Here is a 16,123-nt window from a genome sequence, read left to right as displayed (position 1 = left end):
AGGTAAAACAAAGTGAAACGGAGAAATCTTAAACTAAGATCAATTTAAATTTAAAAGCGAAAGCAGGGCTGAACGCTAACAGCTAAAAATTAAAACCAATGAGTAAGAAAAATATAGAGCAATTAAATCAAAGAATAGAACAGGCGTATCTTGGCGGTGGTGAAAAGCGTATTGCAAAGCAGCACGAAAAGAAAAAGCTTACCGCAAGAGAACGGATTGATTATTTATTGGATGAAGGTTCGTTCGAAGAAATAGGGATTTTGGTAACGCACCGTACAACCGATTTTGGAATGCAGGATCAGAAGTTTTATGGCGACGGAGTTGTTACAGGGTACGGAACGATCAATGGAAGATTAGTCTATGTTTTTGCTCAGGATTTTACGGTTTTTGGTGGCGCACTTTCAGAAACACATGCCGAAAAGATTTGCAAAGTTATGGATTTGGCAGTAAAAACCGGCGCGCCGATGATCGGTTTAAATGATTCTGGCGGGGCGCGAATTCAGGAAGGAGTAAAATCGCTTGGTGGCTATGCCGATATTTTTCATCGTAACGTAAAAGCTTCAGGAGTTATTCCGCAGATCTCAGCCATTATGGGTCCGTGTGCCGGTGGAGCGGTGTATTCTCCCGCAATAACCGATTTTACGATCATGGTAGAAGATACTAGTTATATGTTTGTGACTGGGCCAAATGTGGTAAAAACGGTGACGAATGAAACGGTAACTTCAGAAGAATTGGGCGGTGCGAGTACGCATTCCACAAAATCTGGTGTAACTCATTTAACGGCCAATAACGATATTACCTGTTTAGAGGATATAAAAAAGCTGATTAGCTATATGCCTCAAAACAATAAACAAAAAACTGAAAAATTAGCGTTTGAGCCACAGGATGAGATTCGTGAAAAACTAGATGAAATTATTCCCGATAGTTCCAATAAACCGTACGATATGCATTCGGTTATTGAGGGAATTATCGACGCAGATTCTTTCTTTGAAATTCATAAAAATTATGCCGATAATATCATCGTTGGTTTTGCACGATTGGGTGGCAGAAGTATTGGTATTGTTGCCAATCAGCCAATGAGTTTAGCCGGAGTTTTAGATGTAGATAGTTCTAAAAAAGCGGCTCGTTTTACACGTTTTTGCGATTGTTTTAATATTCCGCTATTGGTTTTAGTCGATGTACCCGGATTCTTGCCGGGAACAGATCAAGAATGGAACGGGATTATTCTACACGGTGCGAAGTTACTGTATGCGCTAAGTGAAGCCACGGTTCCAAAAGTAACGGTGATTACCCGAAAAGCTTATGGTGGTGCATACGATGTGATGAATAGTAAGCATATTGGAGCTGATATGAATTTTGCCTGGCCAAGTGCTGAAATTGCCGTTATGGGAGCCAAAGGAGCGAGTGAAATTATCTTTAGAAAAGAAATTAAAGAAGCTGATGATCCTGAACAAAAATTAGCCGAAAAAGAAGCTGAATATGCCAAGAAGTTTGCAAATCCTTTCGAAGCTGCTCAACGCGGATTTATAGATGAGGTGATCATGCCTAAAGACACTCGTAGAAAATTACTGAAAGCTTTTAGTATGCTTGAAAATAAAAGTGTGCTAAGACCAGATCGAAAACATGGGAATATTCCTTTATAGACTTTAGACCGCTACGCTTTTAGAGATGAGAAATTAGATCGCTGCGCTGTTAGAATTTAGTCTAGAAATGTTGAATTTTCAATGCTGAATTTCGAATGTGCAAAGGTTTTGTGTCATCTCGACCTTGTGGAGAGATCTCTTTTCAAATTATGTTGAATCTTCAATTCGAGTGATTTTATAGCGGTAGCGTTGAAATAGTATCGATAAATGCTTTTAAAAAGAACAGTCATCCTGAACTTGATTCAGGATCTCACACTAATAAGCTTGGATATTCAATAAGATATGAGATTCCGGATCAAGCCCGCCTGCCGGACGGGCAGGTCCGGAATGACGAAAGCTTAATTAACACAAATCGCGTATAATTAATTCAATACTACTCCCCAAAAGCTGAGTGCTAATGGCTAAAAATCTTCGAATTTTTCTTATGTTCCCAAAAAATTTTAGATGAAATTCAAAAAAATCGCATGTGTCGATTATACGAAAATGAATGATGAAGCTATTGCCCAGCTTCAGGAATATTCCGAAGAAAAAATAATTCATCCTGATGATTTCCCGGAAACCAACGAGGAAATTTTAAATAGAATTGGTGATGCTGAGGTGATCTTTGTTTCCTGGAAAACGCAGATCACAGAAGAAATTATTCAAGAATGTCCTAATCTTAAGTATATCGGGATGTGCTGTAGTTTGTTTGATGATGCTTCAGCCAATGTAGCGGTAAATTATGCACGAGAAAAGGGAATTACAGTCACCGGAATTTTTGATTATGGCGATCCCGGAGTGGCAGAATTTGTGATTTCAGAATTGATCATGCTTATCCACGGGTATGCTGAAAAACAGTGGAAGGAAATTCCGCATGAACTTACCGATCTTAAAATCGGGATTATTGGTTTGGGTGTTACCGGGCAGCTTTTAGCCGATTGTTTATTGCCTTTTGGAGCCGATCTTTATTACTTCAGCAGAAGCAGAAAACTTCAGTACGAACAAAAAGGACTAGACTATTTAGAGCTAGATGAACTTCTGGAAACCGTAGATGTGATCTCGATTCATCTTCCAAAAAACCTGGAAATTCTTCAGCCAGAACATTTTGAGAAATTCGGTGACGGGAAAATTTTTATCAATACTTCGCTGGGAATGCCATTCGATTTAGAAGCTTTTCGAAATTGGATAAAATCGACCTCAAATTTTGCGATTTTCGATGGGGACGCTAAAAAAGATGTTCCGCAGGATATTCATGAAAGAAAGAATGTAGTGATTGGGAAGAAAAGTGCCGGCTGGACGCTTAAAACTCAGGAAAGATTATCAGAAAGAGTAGTAAAAAACTTTAAAGAATACCTTCAGGAAAATTAATGTAACCATTGTTACAGGCCGTTTTCTTAATTTCTGGTTTATTTGCACAAAAGAAGACTATGAATTGGATTTTAGAACCCTGGCCGTGGTATGTTTCCGGGCCATTGATCGCATTTACCATGTTTTTACTCATTTTTATGGGACGTCAGTTTGGAATGTCTTCCAACCTACGAACCATGTGTAGCATGTGTGGTGCAGATAAGAAAGCAGATTTTTTTAATTTCGATTGGAGAGCACAGCAATGGAATTTACTGGTATTGCTAGGTGCCGTAATAGGTGGTTTTATCGCACATTTTTATTTAAGTGAAGATCCAACTACCGTTGCGATTTCTTCAGAAACGATTCAGGATTTAAACAGTCTTGGGTTTGAAAGTGCAGGGAAAGCCTATTTGCCAACCGAATTATTTTCGACAAATGTTTTTTCTGAACCGCTTACGCTTTTAGTGCTTTTAATAGGCGGGATTTTAATTGGATTTGGAGCAAGATACGCCGGTGGATGTACTTCTGGGCATGCAATTTCAGGATTAAGTAATCTACAATTACCATCATTAATTGCCGTAATTGGCTTTTTTATTGGTGGATTGTTAATGATTCATTTTTTATACCCATTAATATTTTAAACAATGAGACAGATAGGATTTTTAGTGATAGGAATATTTTTTGGGATCGTAATGTTTAAGTCTGAAGCTGCTTCGTGGTTTAGAATCTACGAGATGTTTAAATTCCAATCGTTCCATATGTACGGGATCATTGGTTCAGCTTTATTTTTAGGAGTGATTGGGGTTCAGGTTATCAAAAAAAAGAATTTTAAGTCCTTTTTTGGGCAACCTATAAATTTTGTTCCGAAGGATAAAAGCTTTAGCCGCTATATGTTTGGAGGAATCATTTTTGGATTAGGTTGGGCATTAGCAGGAGCTTGCCCTGGACCCATCTATGTTTTAGCGGGCGCAGGATATTGGCCAATATTAGTAGTTTTTGCCGGTGCTATGTTGGGAACTTTTTTATACGGATTACTTCGGAAGAAGTTACCACATTAGAAAATTCTACTAATGTGATTTTTAGCAGCAATTAGTTCCCTACAGCTAATTGCTGTTCTTTTTGGCTGAAATTTGAGGTTTTAAGGATGAATTTTTAATTGAATATTTCACGGATTTTTCAACAAAACTTACAATTTACTTTTGCTCTTTTTCAGGATAAAAGTCAGGGAGTGTGATGTGATATTTTACTGCAAGTAATCTTAAGATTATTACAGTTAGAGACGTTACTAAATAAGTAATATCAGTATTGATATTTTGATCGTGCATGATTACGAAAATGAGTCCGCCAACAAGACAAGCCGTTGCATAGATCTCTTCCTTTCTAAAAATCACGGGAATTTCATTACATAATATATCCCGAATTACACCACCAAATGCACCGGTCATTCCACCTAAAGCGATAGAAATTATAGGATCCAATTCATTCCTAATTCCAATTTCTACACCGGTGATCGTAAAAACACCAAGGCCAATTGTATCGAATAAAAAGAGTGATTTCCGAAGGTGATTTAAATAATTTCTGAATAAAATGGCCAATATCGTCACTACGCTTATAAGATAAATATAAATCGTGTTTTCCATCCAGGTGACAGGAGTATTACCAATTAAAACATCGCGTAAAGTACCACCACCAATGGCAGTTACAAAGGCAATGATAAAAATACCAAAGAGATCTAACCTGCGGTTCATGGCAGATAATGCACCAGAAATCGCAAAAGCTGCGGTACCAAGAATATCGAGTATATTAAACAGGCTGAACTCCATAATTGGCAAAGGTAATTTTATTGTTTTAAATTTGTAGAAACGCAGTAAGTAATTATTAGTCAGTTAAACAGACTAATATGCCGCAACTATCGATATATAGTAAATCTATATGTGATTTACTGTAAGTTTTTAATTGAAGTTACTACTTTTACAATCTAAATTAAGAATAAGATTTAAAGAACATATGAGCGAGACAATCGAAAGAATTAAGTGTTTGATCATTGGATCTGGTCCTGCCGGATATACCGCAGCGATTTATGCTTCCAGAGCAGATCTAAAACCAATTATGTATACCGGAATGGAGCCTGGTGGGCAGTTAACTACAACTACTGAAGTTGATAACTTTCCTGGTTATCCTGAAGGTATCGACGGCCCGGCCATGATGATGGATCTACAAAAGCAAGCTGAACGTTTTGGTACAGAAGTTCGTATGGGAATGGTTACTGAAGTTGAGTTTAGTAAAGAAGCTGGAGGAATTCACAAAGCTTGTATCGATAATTCTAAATGGGTAGAAGCCGAAACCGTAATTATTTCTACAGGAGCTACTGCAAAATATTTAGGATTGCCTAGTGAACAGAAATTAAGAGGAGGCGGAGTTTCAGCCTGTGCGGTTTGTGACGGATTTTTCTATAAAAATCAGGATGTAGCTATCGTTGGTGGTGGAGATACTGCTGCTGAAGAAGCAACTTATTTAGCGAACATTTGTAAGAAAGTTACCATGTTGGTTAGAAAAGACGAGATGAGAGCTTCTAAAGCTATGCAGCACCGTGTAAATAATACTAAGAATCTTGAAGTTCGTTACAATACTGAAGTGGATGAGGTTATTGGTGATCAGGTTGTAGATGGATTACGCATGGTAAATAATAAGACTGGTGAGAAAGAAGAAATTGCAATTACCGGATTATTTATTGCTATTGGACATAAACCAAATACAGATATTTTTAAAGGCCATTTAGATATGGACGAAACAGGATATCTAATCACTCAGGGAAAATCTACAAAGACAAATATTCCTGGAGTTTTTGCATCGGGAGATGTACAGGATAAGGAATATCGTCAGGCAATTACTGCAGCAGGTACAGGTTGTATGGCCGCGATGGATGCTGAACGTTATTTAGCTGAAATCGAAACATCAGAAGAAGAGCAAAAAGAAGTTACTGCCTAAGCAATTAATTAAGCAGTAATTTACTCATAACTATCAGAAAGGCCGGAATATAAAATCCGGCCTTTCTATTTTGTATTATTTTTCTCGATAATCGAGATTAAATGCTCCGAGACTTGCTTCGAGATAATGAATATTTTTCTGATAAATATCTCACCAACTTGCTCTGAAGTGGATTGAAAAGAATTTTAAAACTCAGCTTTCTTTAAAACTGCTTCTCCTGTAAATTTTTCGATCTCGATCTTTGGAGTATTAAAAATGGTAGTTTCGCTACGATCCTCGGCAATGATGTTTAAATTTTCTACTACTGAAATCTCATTTTTAGAACGTCCTTCAGCAATAAGTTTTGCGTTGGTTGCAGTTAGGTTTTTACCCTCAAAAGTACTGGAATGTTCTGTTCTAAGTTCAAAATCTTCTACCGTTCCTTCAATTTCAGCATCAGCACGTTCGTAGTTATCTAACTTAAAAAAAGGGGAGTTTACTAAAGCATTTATTTTACTGCTTCCATTTAATTGAAAATAGGCATCTTTAGCTTCCAGATTCAATTCAATTTGAGCATCGTCACCGTTTTTTAGCTTAAAATTAGTTGCGTTTAAGGTTAAAAATAGCTTCGACTTACCCGTAGTTTCAATTTCGATATCAGATAAATTAAGTCCTTTAGAAGCATCTAATTCGGCATTTTCTTCTAGTTTTATTTTGGTTATGGTTTCTGGGAATTCCACTTTTATTTCCTGTCGTTTAGAGCGTTTAATTTCTTTTGCAGGTTTGATAAAAAGTACACCATCGACCACATCTGTTCGTATAATATCGTGAAGATTCTCGTCTGCTTCAACTTCAGCAAAAGCCGAATTTCCGCGAGTAAGGCTAACTTCAAAATCTCCTGTAATGTGGATTTCGGTAAAATTATCCAGATTTCTTTTTTTGTTCACTACATTTCGGTTTCCTACCACCTGCGCCTGTGAAGCAAGCGTCACTAAAAATAGTAGGAGACAAAGACCTTTTTTCATATTTCTATTTTTGATTCAGTTAGCTATATCAAAAAGAACGCCATAAACTGAATGTTTTAAATTTAAAACACGAAATATAGGCAGTAACCTAAAGATTATTGTGTATGGATAATATAACCCTGCTTGGTAAGTTCTTTATAGAAAAACTCTTGCAAATTTTTTCATTTCAGTTTATTAATGAGATAGTTTACTATTTCTTGACAATTTGAGATTATTGCCAAATAATAAAATTTCATTCTTATATTTCTCTACATGGAATAATTTCGGCCAGACTTAAGTCGTCTGTCTGGAGCAACAAGATCTATTCAAGACAATAATCTTTTCTTTTCACCCAAACTATTTATGATAAAGATTTTATTGTTTTCAATCAAGATACCCCTAGTTTTAAGGCTATTTTTAGTTAAACCGTGTTTTACATCAATCTTAATAAGTTTGGTATTATAATCTGTACTAACATCATTTACTACAGAGTGACCTATTACGATTTTCTTTGCATTATAAAACTTTAAAATTGAATCTAAATCCGTTTGAGATGTCTCGATTAAAGATTCTCCATTGAGCATAAATGCTAATTTGTAAGAAGTTTTTGTGGCTAAGCTCCTGTCCCAATAAGGACTATTTTGAGAATATACTATCAAATTTTCCTTAGAACCAGAAAGTGTCTTTGCTACAGTCTTTCCATAATATTTTCTAGCAATTTTATTGATCTCATCGATTTTTAAATCTTCTTGAATATATTTTTTAGTTAGCCCAGCATGAACAAACAAGTACGGGCCAATTTTTTCGATAACATTTTTTGTTCTAAGCCATTTACCTAATTCTGATTTTTCAGAATACATAAATTTTGCTGCCTTTTCCCAATTTGTTTTCTGGCTAACTTGTTTAGCGACTTCAATGTAATGATGCTGAGAATAGGAGATATCACCCATCAAATTCATTATCTCATGATTGCCATTAATAAAATGTACTTTTCCATGTTTCTCTTCCGCTTTTTTCTCTAAAGTATAAATAAGCCATAAACACTGTGTAACATTTTTTCCCCGATCAAAAAAATCACCATTTAATACTAAATGTCCATCGCCAAAGATCCAGTTATAATTCTCATCCATTACCTTATTATTAATAAGGAAGCTGTAAAGGGCATTGAAGTTTCCCTCGATATCAGAAATAGCAATTAATCTAGATGGGAGGTCATAATAAGCCACCTCATTTTCGTAAGAATTTTTAAGGATAATTTCAAATTTATCCTCATCTTGATTTCTCACGTGAATATTTATTGGTTTTCTTCTATCAAACGTATTTTTTTTAAGTTCATTTTTTTGATTAACCTGGTATTTAACATTATCGAAAATATAGGGACCATCAACTCCCTTCAATTTAGTTTTGTAGGGTTCGTTAATAAAAAGACCGAATTCTTGATCTGAAAATAACGCATCTAGTCCAGACCATCCAAAGCTCTGAACTCCAGTTCTTGTATCTAAATTAGTATGTCCAAATATTAGCGTTGTTAAGAATAAGTATCCGAATATACAAATGGCGCCCCATTTTAAGGTTTTGATAATTATGTGGCGTTTTTGTTTCATATAGAAATTGAGGTTTTTTTAATGGAAGGAATAGGTTTAAGTAGAGTTTTTCAAAAATTAAGGAGACACGAGTTCATTTTATTTGAATGGATACATTCTCTGGACCTTGAATAGGGGAAGAAAATATTCTAACACGAAGCCTTTAAGCCTAAAAAGAGCGATGCCAAAATTCGATAAATCTACTTAAGATGATACGCTATGACAGTTTGCTTTCCAACAGCAACTCATTTTTTTAAGTTCTGGCTTTTAATTATTCACTCTACAAGTCAGGCTACGAAAGAGATAAGCTTTATTAAATAATATTTAGTTTCTAAATCTTATTCAAAAATTCGTTTTCAGCATAGCTACACTCGATTTTATGCGAAATTTCAAGGATTTTTTCCTTTTGTCGTGCAATCTCCAAGTGAGGAGAAAGCACGAGCATAAGAAAACTGATGATTACATTTAAAAGACTAATCATAATTGGTTGGTTTTTGATTGATGGTTAAGTTTTAGCTGTGTGCTATTTATACACTTTTATTTGTGTTAGAAACTGGCGCATCAAAAATCGTCTGATGCGTCAGTTGGTTCATCTACAGTTGTGGTATCTTCCTCAAATCGCTTTTTTTGTTCCTCTAAATATTTTTCTTCTTCTGCAGAGGTATTAAAAGTATCATCGTCTGAATTTAAAACATCTTCATCTTCCTCTTCAATTTCTTCGATAGGACAATCTAAACATACCGCATGATCGTCTTCAACTCTTAATAAATAACCTTCCTGGTCATTTTGTAAGATATCATTAGATCTGTAACTATTTCTATGAAAATAATTTACATTATCGTCTGCAATAAAGTGGCTACCTTCAGGGAACCATAGCGTAACATAAAGTTCCTGATCTCTGGCTTTTAATTGTTCTCTAACTAAAAAGTAACTATCTAGATAAAGTGTATTGCCTTTTAGATCAAAGCCATATTCGATGTTTTCAGCTCTTCTTTTTGCATCTAATACACTTTTACCATCTGCCTCTTTATTGACTTCTATTTTTGCAATAGAATCTTTGGTTGAACGAATGATTACTCTAATATCTTCAGAGTACAATACTCCATTCTCATTCTCGTCATATTTTAATTGAACATTGTGATTTCTATATCCTACGTATGATTTGTACTGATTGTTATTTCTCATTTCGATCATTAACGTATCTTGTTTAGTCGTAGGAATAGAAAATGTTTCAACCACATTTTCACTAATCGCTCTACTTGTAGCTTCTTTTACAGAAATAACCGCTAGACCAATTGCTGAAATGATCCAAATACCCAGCAATACTAGTTTTGCCGTATTTCCTATCGATTTTAAATTCTTAACCAGAATCTTTAAGCCTAGGACGAATAGGAAGAATAATAGAATTCCAAAAACGAAGAAACTAAAGATCACTCCCAACCATAAAGAAGTTTCAGAAATATGCATCATCAAATAATCGTTCCAGGGAGCATCGATGATTCCAAAAGTTCCAAAAGTGAACAAGCTAATGAACAATGCGATCAAACCACCACCGGCAACAAGTAGAATTATGATTCCTACAAAACCAACGATAATTCTTAAAAATACATTGATAATACTTGCGAAGGCTGATGCTGCACTTCCTGCACCTGCTTTTGCACGGTTCCCATATTTTTGATAATCTACATTTTTTACTTTTTCTGAAACATTATCAAATCCTTCTCTAATTTTTTTTTCGATATTCGAGATCGTTACTTCTTCCCCTCGCATAGAAAGTTTCTCTGCGGTGGTTTTAGCTTCTGGAGTAAAGATCCAAAAGGCCACATAGATCAAAAGAAAAATACCGCTAGAGGCCAGGGTAAGAACAACCCAAAGTAAGCGTATCCAAATGGCATCTATCTCTAAGTAATGACCTAAACCACTGCTTACTCCGCCTACATAAGAGTTTTCGGTATCACGGTAAAAGCGCTTATTCGAAGATTTTTTGGTCTTTTTAGAAGAAGTAGTTTCAGGTTCATCTTCAAAGATGTCTTCATCTACCATATAATCTTCAGGTTGCCCCATTATGGCGATCACTTCATCTACATCTTTCATGCTTATTACCTGGCTCTTATCTGCTCTTTTTTCAGCAAAAAGTTCAGCAATACGAGCTTCAATATCCAGGATGATCTCATCGCGTCCCTGTTTATCGGTAAACGAACGTTTTATGGCATCCAGATAATGCTGTAATTTTTTAAAGGCATCCTCGTCGATATGAAAGAACATGCCCGCAAGATTTATGTTTATCGTCTTATTCATGATTTTTCTTTTTTTGAGTAGTTACAATGTTTACTGCGGTTTGCAGCTCATCCCAGGTCGAGGAAAGTTCGGTTAAGAACAATCTGCCAGTTTCCGTTAATCCATAATATTTTCTTGGTGGCCCACTGGTAGATTCTTCCCATCTGTAGGAGAGTAGGCCTGCATTTTTAAGTCGGGTTAACAAAGGATATATCGTTCCTTCTACTACCAGTAATTTGGCATCTTTAAGGGTGTCTAAGATTTCAGCTACGTAAGCATCTTCATCTTTTAAAACCGAAAGTATACAATACTCCAGTACACCTTTACGCATTTGTGCTTTGGTGTTCTCTATCTTCATAGCGTTTGGTTTTGAATGTTGTTAAAATGTTCATTTTTTGATTGATGATTATGTTTGATAAATTGAATGACTAATCTAAATATGCAAGAGCGTCTACAATCTCATAATTTGGGTTGTCTTCTAAAAGATCTTTTAAAATCCCAATATGAGCCTGTCCCATCATTACATAAATTCTCTTGCTTCCTGTTTTTAATTGTGTGTTTAAAATGTTTGAATAAATCTTAATGTTTCTATCGAAAAACAGACTAATATACTCGGCGCCTGCATATCTTTTTTCTTCGGGATTTAATGCTCTGTAATTAATACCGTCCTTATTAAAATCGCCATTTTGCACATAAGCCGGATAGTTGAAAACGGCTCTATACGAAAGATTAAGCATGTCTGGCTCGTTGATCTTTTTTGTGAAATCGTATAATGAAAGTGAATTTTCCATCACCTGTTTCCCTAAAGGTTTTGAGGTTTGCTGAAGCTTTTTTAATTGCTCTTGGAAATACTCAAAATGATTACCTTCTTTCAGCAAATTTTGGGATGTAGAAGACTTGAAGTCGATTCCGTAAACATGATCTAATTTCAGTTTATTAGCCAGCCTAAAACCTACCTGGTAAGTCTCACCTGCACCATTCTCAAACTTCTTAAGGTCTAGCTTATCGTTTTGATATAACTGATAAAGGCTATCTGCCCATTGTTGTTCCTGCGGAGTTAATTCAACCATAATGGCATCTGGTTTAAATTGTGCAATTTTAGCCGTAATTTTTTCAAGCTCCTGTTGCTTTTTGGGATTAAACATACTTGCAGCTTCAGTGCCATTTTGCATTTGGCTTAAGTGCGCAAAGCCAACAAGCATGATCTCTACTTTTTCATTTTGCTGCGCTAAACCAAAACTGCTCTGTAAAGCACACAAAATCGTGATGAAGATCTGTGATATTTTGATTGATGGATTCATATTCGATAAATTGATGATTATTTTATTTTTTGATATACATCGTCATTTATTGTGATAAAGTTTTTATCGTCAAGTCTTTCATAATAAATAGGGAATTCTACTTTTTTATCGCTATTGTAATATTCTATCGATGGTATTTTCTTATTTTTTACCGTAGAGAAAATAAATAAATCTATAGAAGAAGTGCTTGTAATGTAAGTCCCTAATTTTCCCTGAATAGTTTCGTCTTCAGATTTAAGAACCACATTTTCATCTTCAAAGTCGATTCTTTTGATATCGCTTTTACCCTCGTATAATTCCCAGCTTCCGTCAAGATCATAATATTTAGAATCGGAGATTTCATTTTCAATTTTTACACAAGAATTGTTGAGTAAAACGACTAATATTAGACTGATGTTGATTAATTTTTTCATGATGGATGTTTTAAGAAGCTTCGTTTAGAGTAGTGTCTTCTTTGATAAAGTTGATACATAATGGATATTTGTATTCTTTTGCTTCGCTTGCATCCTTAGCTGCACTAATTACAGCGTAAAGTTCAAAGACAATTAGGCCAAGTAGAAATATTCCTCCTGTAAATAGAACGATAACAAAGGGCAAAATAGCTTCTTCGTTAACGCGGTCTATCCTGAAGTTGTAAGCGTTATATTCAAAAAATTCAAAAGGGATTCTAGCACCCATAATAATTATCGTGGCAATAAGAATACAGGCAATGATGATGTAATAAAGTAATAAACTTAACTGAAAGTTTACGGCATTTCGACCGTGATGATTAACAAATTTTTTCTCTTTACTTACCAGCCAGATGATCACCGGGAAAATAAAATTGCCAAAAGGGATAAATAATTTTGAAAAAACCGAAAGGTGGATGATCGTGGCCAGGGTTTGATCTTGTTGTTTGATTGCTGATGATTCCATTGCGTTTTCTTTTTTAATAAACCGGACTTAAAATGATGGTTTTGATGTTTTTAAGTCCGGTTTGTAATGTCCTGATAAAGACGTTTTTTTGATTGATAAATATGATAATTCTTAACTAATTAAATTTAGAAATTCCTATGCCAGTTAATTTCTTATACAAATATATGGTTAAAAGAAGGTATTTTGCAAAGCATAGTACCTAAATTTAACATTTAATTAAGGTTTATGCCGTATTTAAAATTTGAAATAATTTAGATATCTTTAAAAGAAATAATGAATACTATGCAAATTACGCCTAAGAAACTCAATCAATTTTTAATGCTGAAATTACCAAGCGCATGGCTTTGTGGTGTTAGGGTTAAAGCGATTTCAGATACTAATTGCAGTGTAGGAGTAAAACATAAATGGATTAATCAAAATCCTTTTAAAAGTATGTATTTCGCAGTGCAGGCAATGGCAGCCGAGTTAAGTACAGGAGCTTTGGTTATTTCAAAAATAAGAGCGCAAAAACAACCAATATCAATGTTAGTGGCTCAAAATAGATCGGTTTTTACCAAAAAGGCTACAGGAAAGATCATCTTTAAATGTGAAGACGGAGCTTTGATTGATAATGCAATTTCAGAAACTTTAAAAACAGGAGAAGGCCAGACCTTTTGGATGAAATCTATAGGCATCAATGAAGAGGGAATACCGGTTTCTACATTCGAATTTGAATGGACGGTAAAAGTAAAGACAAGAAAATAAACTTTTAAACCGCCTGTAACATTTCAATAATTTTCTATTCTAATAGATAAAACCACTAAAACTTAAATTATGAACGCTCACGAAATAGATTACGAAATATTTGGCGAAGAAATGCAGTATGTAGAGTTGGAGTTAGATCCACAGGAAGCTGCAATTGCAGAAGTTGGTAACTTTATGATGATGGATAATGGTATTAAAATGGATACCATTTTTGGAGACGGGAGTAAAGAAAACGAAGGCTTTTTAGGAAAAGTGCTGGGTGCCGGGAAGCGATTACTTACAGGAGAAAGTTTATTTATGACGATCTTTTCGAATATGGGGCAGGGTAAAAAGAAAATAAGTTTTGCTTCACCATATCCGGGAAAGATCATTCCTATCGATCTTACGCAATTTGGAGGTAAATTTATTTGCCAGAAAGATGCATTTTTATGTGCAGCGAAAGGTGTTTCTATAGGAATAGAATTCAGCCGTAAACTAGGTAGAGGATTTTTTGGAGGTGAAGGATTTATTATGCAAAAAGTAGAGGGTGACGGGATGGCTTTTGTACATGCCGGCGGAACAATGGCCAGAAAAGAATTAGCTATTGGCGAAACTTTAAAAGTCGACACAGGTTGCATTATTGGTTTCACACAAACTGTTAATTATGATATCGAATTTGTAGGCGGAATTCGTAATACTTTCTTTGGAGGTGAAGGTCTTTTCTTTGCCACTTTAACTGGCCCGGGCGTTGTTTACGTACAATCTTTACCATTTAGTAGATTAGCAAACAGAGTTTTACAGGCTGCTCCACAAGCTGGAGGAAAAGATAAAGGTGAAGGAAGTATTTTAGGAGGAATTGGTGATATTTTAAGCGGCGATAACCGATTTTAAAATGTTAAAGATTTGTTTATATGTGGTTTAAGTGTGAAAATTTTTTATATTTAAGACGTTAAAATCGCAGCTTATAGAGAAATTTTTACATTTTTTTAAATTAACCTAACTAATAATTAAATCAGTATCAAATTATGGCGAGAGCGATGTTTGAATACACCAAAACGATCCTTGATAAGGTGAGTTTTGATGCAACATTATTCTGTAAGGAAGTAAAAAAAGCGATTTCTAGATTATTGCCTCACGAAATAGAGGAACTTAAAATTTGGATTGAAGCACTTACGAAACAGAATCCGGAACTAAATCAATGCTTAATTTATTTAAATTCTTGACATGATAAAAAATTAAAAAAGCGGCTTTTAGCCGCTTTTTCTTTTTTATAAGATCAGATTTTTAATACTGAAGTTCTTTTTTATTCTTCTGCTGCGCAGGACTAATAATTTCTACATTTTGGAAGGTAATCGCTCCTTTCACTACAGAGGCGATAACTTTACGCATCGCATCGATAATCTGCATTTTCAATTCGCTACGATTATAGATCAAACTCACTTCCCTTGCTGGCACAGGATCCTTAAACATTTTTAAGTTGTTCTTGTCTTTTTCAGCAATATCTAAAGTATGCAGGTAAGGTAAAAGCGTCATTCCTAAGCCTTCGTTAGCAAGCTTGATTAAGGTTTCAAAACTACCGCTTTGTAGTCTAAAATGTTCGTCTTCACTAGATTTTACCGTTTTACATAAATTGATAATTCCGTCTTTAAAACAATGGCCATCCTGTAAAAGCAAAATATCGTCAATATCCAGATCATTCACATCGATCTTATATTCGTTATGCAAACGATGACTTGGCGGAATATATCCTACAAAAGGCTCGTAATATAATGCATTTTCCTTAATGCCTTCTATATTTAGCGGAGTTGCCGCGATTGCTGCGTCTAAATGCCCCTCTTTTAGTTTTTCAATAATAGCCTCGGTATGTAATTCTTCGATCTGAAGTTTTACTTTTGGATATTTTTTGATGAAATTATTGATGAACATCGGTAATAGCGTAGGCATAACCGTAGGAATAATCCCTAAACGAAAGGCACCGCCAATATATCCTTTTTGTTGATCTACAATATCCTGAATTCGATCACTCTCGTTTACAATATTTCTAGCCTGGGTAACGATTTTCTTCCCAGTATCAGTAAGCTCGATAGGCTTTTTACTACGGTCGAAAATAAGAACATCCAGCTCTTCTTCAAGCTTTTGAATTTGCATACTTAACGTAGGCTGTGTAACAAATACTTTTTGCGCCGCTCTTGTAAAATTTTTATGTTCTGCAACTGCCAAAACATAATGCAACTGAGTTATAGTCATAGTTTACAACAATATTACTGGATAATATGGATTTAGTTCCTAACTATCGTATACTACAAATATATTAGTTTTTTCTATTGCGAACGAATAAAAACTAAAGTTTGTCTATACTAAAAACCCGCAAATAGCATCAACTA

At 35.0% G+C, this 16,123-nt stretch carries 17 protein-coding genes; 8 read left to right on the top strand and 9 right to left on the bottom strand.

Annotation, left to right across the window (positions count from 1 at the left end):
- Window positions 1-98 precede the first annotated feature (98 nt).
- The 4 genes from INR75_RS16210 to INR75_RS16195 all read left to right on the top strand — a co-directional run bounded on the left by INR75_RS16210 (window position 99) and on the right by INR75_RS16195 (window position 4,027).
- Window positions 99-1,643, top strand: coding sequence for an acyl-CoA carboxylase subunit beta (locus INR75_RS16210; RefSeq protein ID WP_223089606.1), 1,545 nt, complete (start codon window positions 99-101; stop codon window positions 1,641-1,643).
- 444 nt (window positions 1,644-2,087) lie between these two features.
- Entirely contained in the window at window positions 2,088-2,990 is a 903-nt protein-coding gene (locus INR75_RS16205; RefSeq protein WP_223089605.1) for an NAD(P)-dependent oxidoreductase, read from the top strand.
- Window positions 2,991-3,049: 59 nt separating this feature from the next.
- Window positions 3,050-3,610, top strand: coding sequence for a YeeE/YedE family protein (locus tag INR75_RS16200; protein ID WP_223089604.1), 561 nt, complete (start codon window positions 3,050-3,052; stop codon window positions 3,608-3,610).
- 3 nt (window positions 3,611-3,613) lie between these two features.
- Window positions 3,614-4,027 carry a YeeE/YedE family protein gene (locus INR75_RS16195; RefSeq protein ID WP_223089603.1) on the top strand — a complete coding sequence of 138 codons (414 nt, stop codon included), beginning with the start codon at window positions 3,614-3,616 and terminating at the stop codon, window positions 4,025-4,027.
- A 135-nt stretch (window positions 4,028-4,162) separates the two neighbouring features.
- Here INR75_RS16195 and INR75_RS16190 read toward each other — a convergent pair whose 3' ends face one another.
- On the bottom strand, window positions 4,163-4,792 hold the full coding sequence (locus tag INR75_RS16190; protein ID WP_175487002.1) for a trimeric intracellular cation channel family protein: 630 nt from the start codon (window positions 4,790-4,792) through the stop codon (window positions 4,163-4,165).
- A 184-nt stretch (window positions 4,793-4,976) separates the two neighbouring features.
- Between INR75_RS16190 and trxB the strand changes: the two genes are divergently transcribed.
- Window positions 4,977-5,957, top strand: coding sequence for a thioredoxin-disulfide reductase (gene trxB, locus INR75_RS16185; RefSeq protein WP_223089602.1), 981 nt, complete (start codon window positions 4,977-4,979; stop codon window positions 5,955-5,957).
- Window positions 5,958-6,142: 185 nt separating this feature from the next.
- Here trxB and INR75_RS16180 read toward each other — a convergent pair whose 3' ends face one another.
- The 7 genes from INR75_RS16180 to INR75_RS16150 all read right to left on the bottom strand — a co-directional run bounded on the left by INR75_RS16180 (window position 6,143) and on the right by INR75_RS16150 (window position 13,016).
- The gene (locus tag INR75_RS16180) at window positions 6,143-6,961 is read right to left on the bottom strand and encodes a GIN domain-containing protein (protein WP_223089601.1); all 819 of its coding nucleotides are present in this window, start codon (window positions 6,959-6,961) and stop codon (window positions 6,143-6,145) included.
- Window positions 6,962-7,266: 305 nt separating this feature from the next.
- Window positions 7,267-8,544, bottom strand: coding sequence for a metallophosphoesterase (locus tag INR75_RS16175; protein ID WP_223089600.1), 1,278 nt, complete (start codon window positions 8,542-8,544; stop codon window positions 7,267-7,269).
- Between the two features lie 540 nt (window positions 8,545-9,084).
- Window positions 9,085-10,821, bottom strand: a complete 1,737-nt coding sequence (locus tag INR75_RS16170; protein ID WP_223089599.1) for a PspC domain-containing protein — start codon at window positions 10,819-10,821, stop codon at window positions 9,085-9,087.
- Window positions 10,814-11,158: a PadR family transcriptional regulator gene (locus INR75_RS16165; RefSeq protein ID WP_013071826.1), complete on the bottom strand. Its 345-nt coding sequence runs from the start codon at window positions 11,156-11,158 to the stop codon at window positions 10,814-10,816. Before INR75_RS16165 ends, INR75_RS16170 begins: the two co-directional genes overlap by 8 nt.
- 70 nt (window positions 11,159-11,228) lie before the next feature.
- Window positions 11,229-12,101 (bottom strand): DUF5694 domain-containing protein, encoded by an 873-nt coding sequence (locus INR75_RS16160; RefSeq protein WP_223089598.1) that lies wholly within the window; start codon window positions 12,099-12,101, stop codon window positions 11,229-11,231.
- A 17-nt stretch (window positions 12,102-12,118) separates the two neighbouring features.
- A complete protein-coding gene (locus tag INR75_RS16155; protein WP_223089597.1) occupies window positions 12,119-12,514 on the bottom strand; it encodes a hypothetical protein in 396 nt (131 codons plus the stop codon).
- Between the two features lie 10 nt (window positions 12,515-12,524).
- On the bottom strand, window positions 12,525-13,016 hold the full coding sequence (locus INR75_RS16150; protein WP_092541395.1) for a DUF4870 domain-containing protein: 492 nt from the start codon (window positions 13,014-13,016) through the stop codon (window positions 12,525-12,527).
- A gap of 282 nt (window positions 13,017-13,298) precedes the next feature.
- Between INR75_RS16150 and INR75_RS16145 the strand changes: the two genes are divergently transcribed.
- The 3 genes from INR75_RS16145 (at window position 13,299) to INR75_RS20525 (ending at window position 14,962) form a co-directional block, all read left to right on the top strand.
- Window positions 13,299-13,760 (top strand): DUF4442 domain-containing protein, encoded by a 462-nt coding sequence (locus INR75_RS16145; RefSeq protein WP_223091963.1) that lies wholly within the window; start codon window positions 13,299-13,301, stop codon window positions 13,758-13,760.
- A gap of 69 nt (window positions 13,761-13,829) precedes the next feature.
- Entirely contained in the window at window positions 13,830-14,630 is an 801-nt protein-coding gene (locus tag INR75_RS16140) for a TIGR00266 family protein (protein WP_223089596.1), read from the top strand.
- 134 nt (window positions 14,631-14,764) lie between these two features.
- Complete coding sequence (locus INR75_RS20525; protein WP_092541389.1) at window positions 14,765-14,962, top strand: hypothetical protein; 198 nt, start codon at window positions 14,765-14,767, stop codon at window positions 14,960-14,962.
- A 61-nt stretch (window positions 14,963-15,023) separates the two neighbouring features.
- Here the strand turns inward: INR75_RS20525 and INR75_RS16135 are convergent, their stop codons facing one another.
- Window positions 15,024-15,986 carry a LysR substrate-binding domain-containing protein gene (locus tag INR75_RS16135; RefSeq protein ID WP_223089595.1) on the bottom strand — a complete coding sequence of 321 codons (963 nt, stop codon included), beginning with the start codon at window positions 15,984-15,986 and terminating at the stop codon, window positions 15,024-15,026.
- Between the last annotated feature and the right edge of the window lie 137 nt (window positions 15,987-16,123).

The organism is Zunongwangia sp. SCSIO 43204, from assembly GCF_019904275.1.
Lineage (GTDB): Bacteria > Bacteroidota > Bacteroidia > Flavobacteriales > Flavobacteriaceae > Zunongwangia > Zunongwangia mangrovi.
Note: the sequence above shows the minus strand (reverse complement) of the source record. Positions and strands in the feature narration are given on the sequence as shown.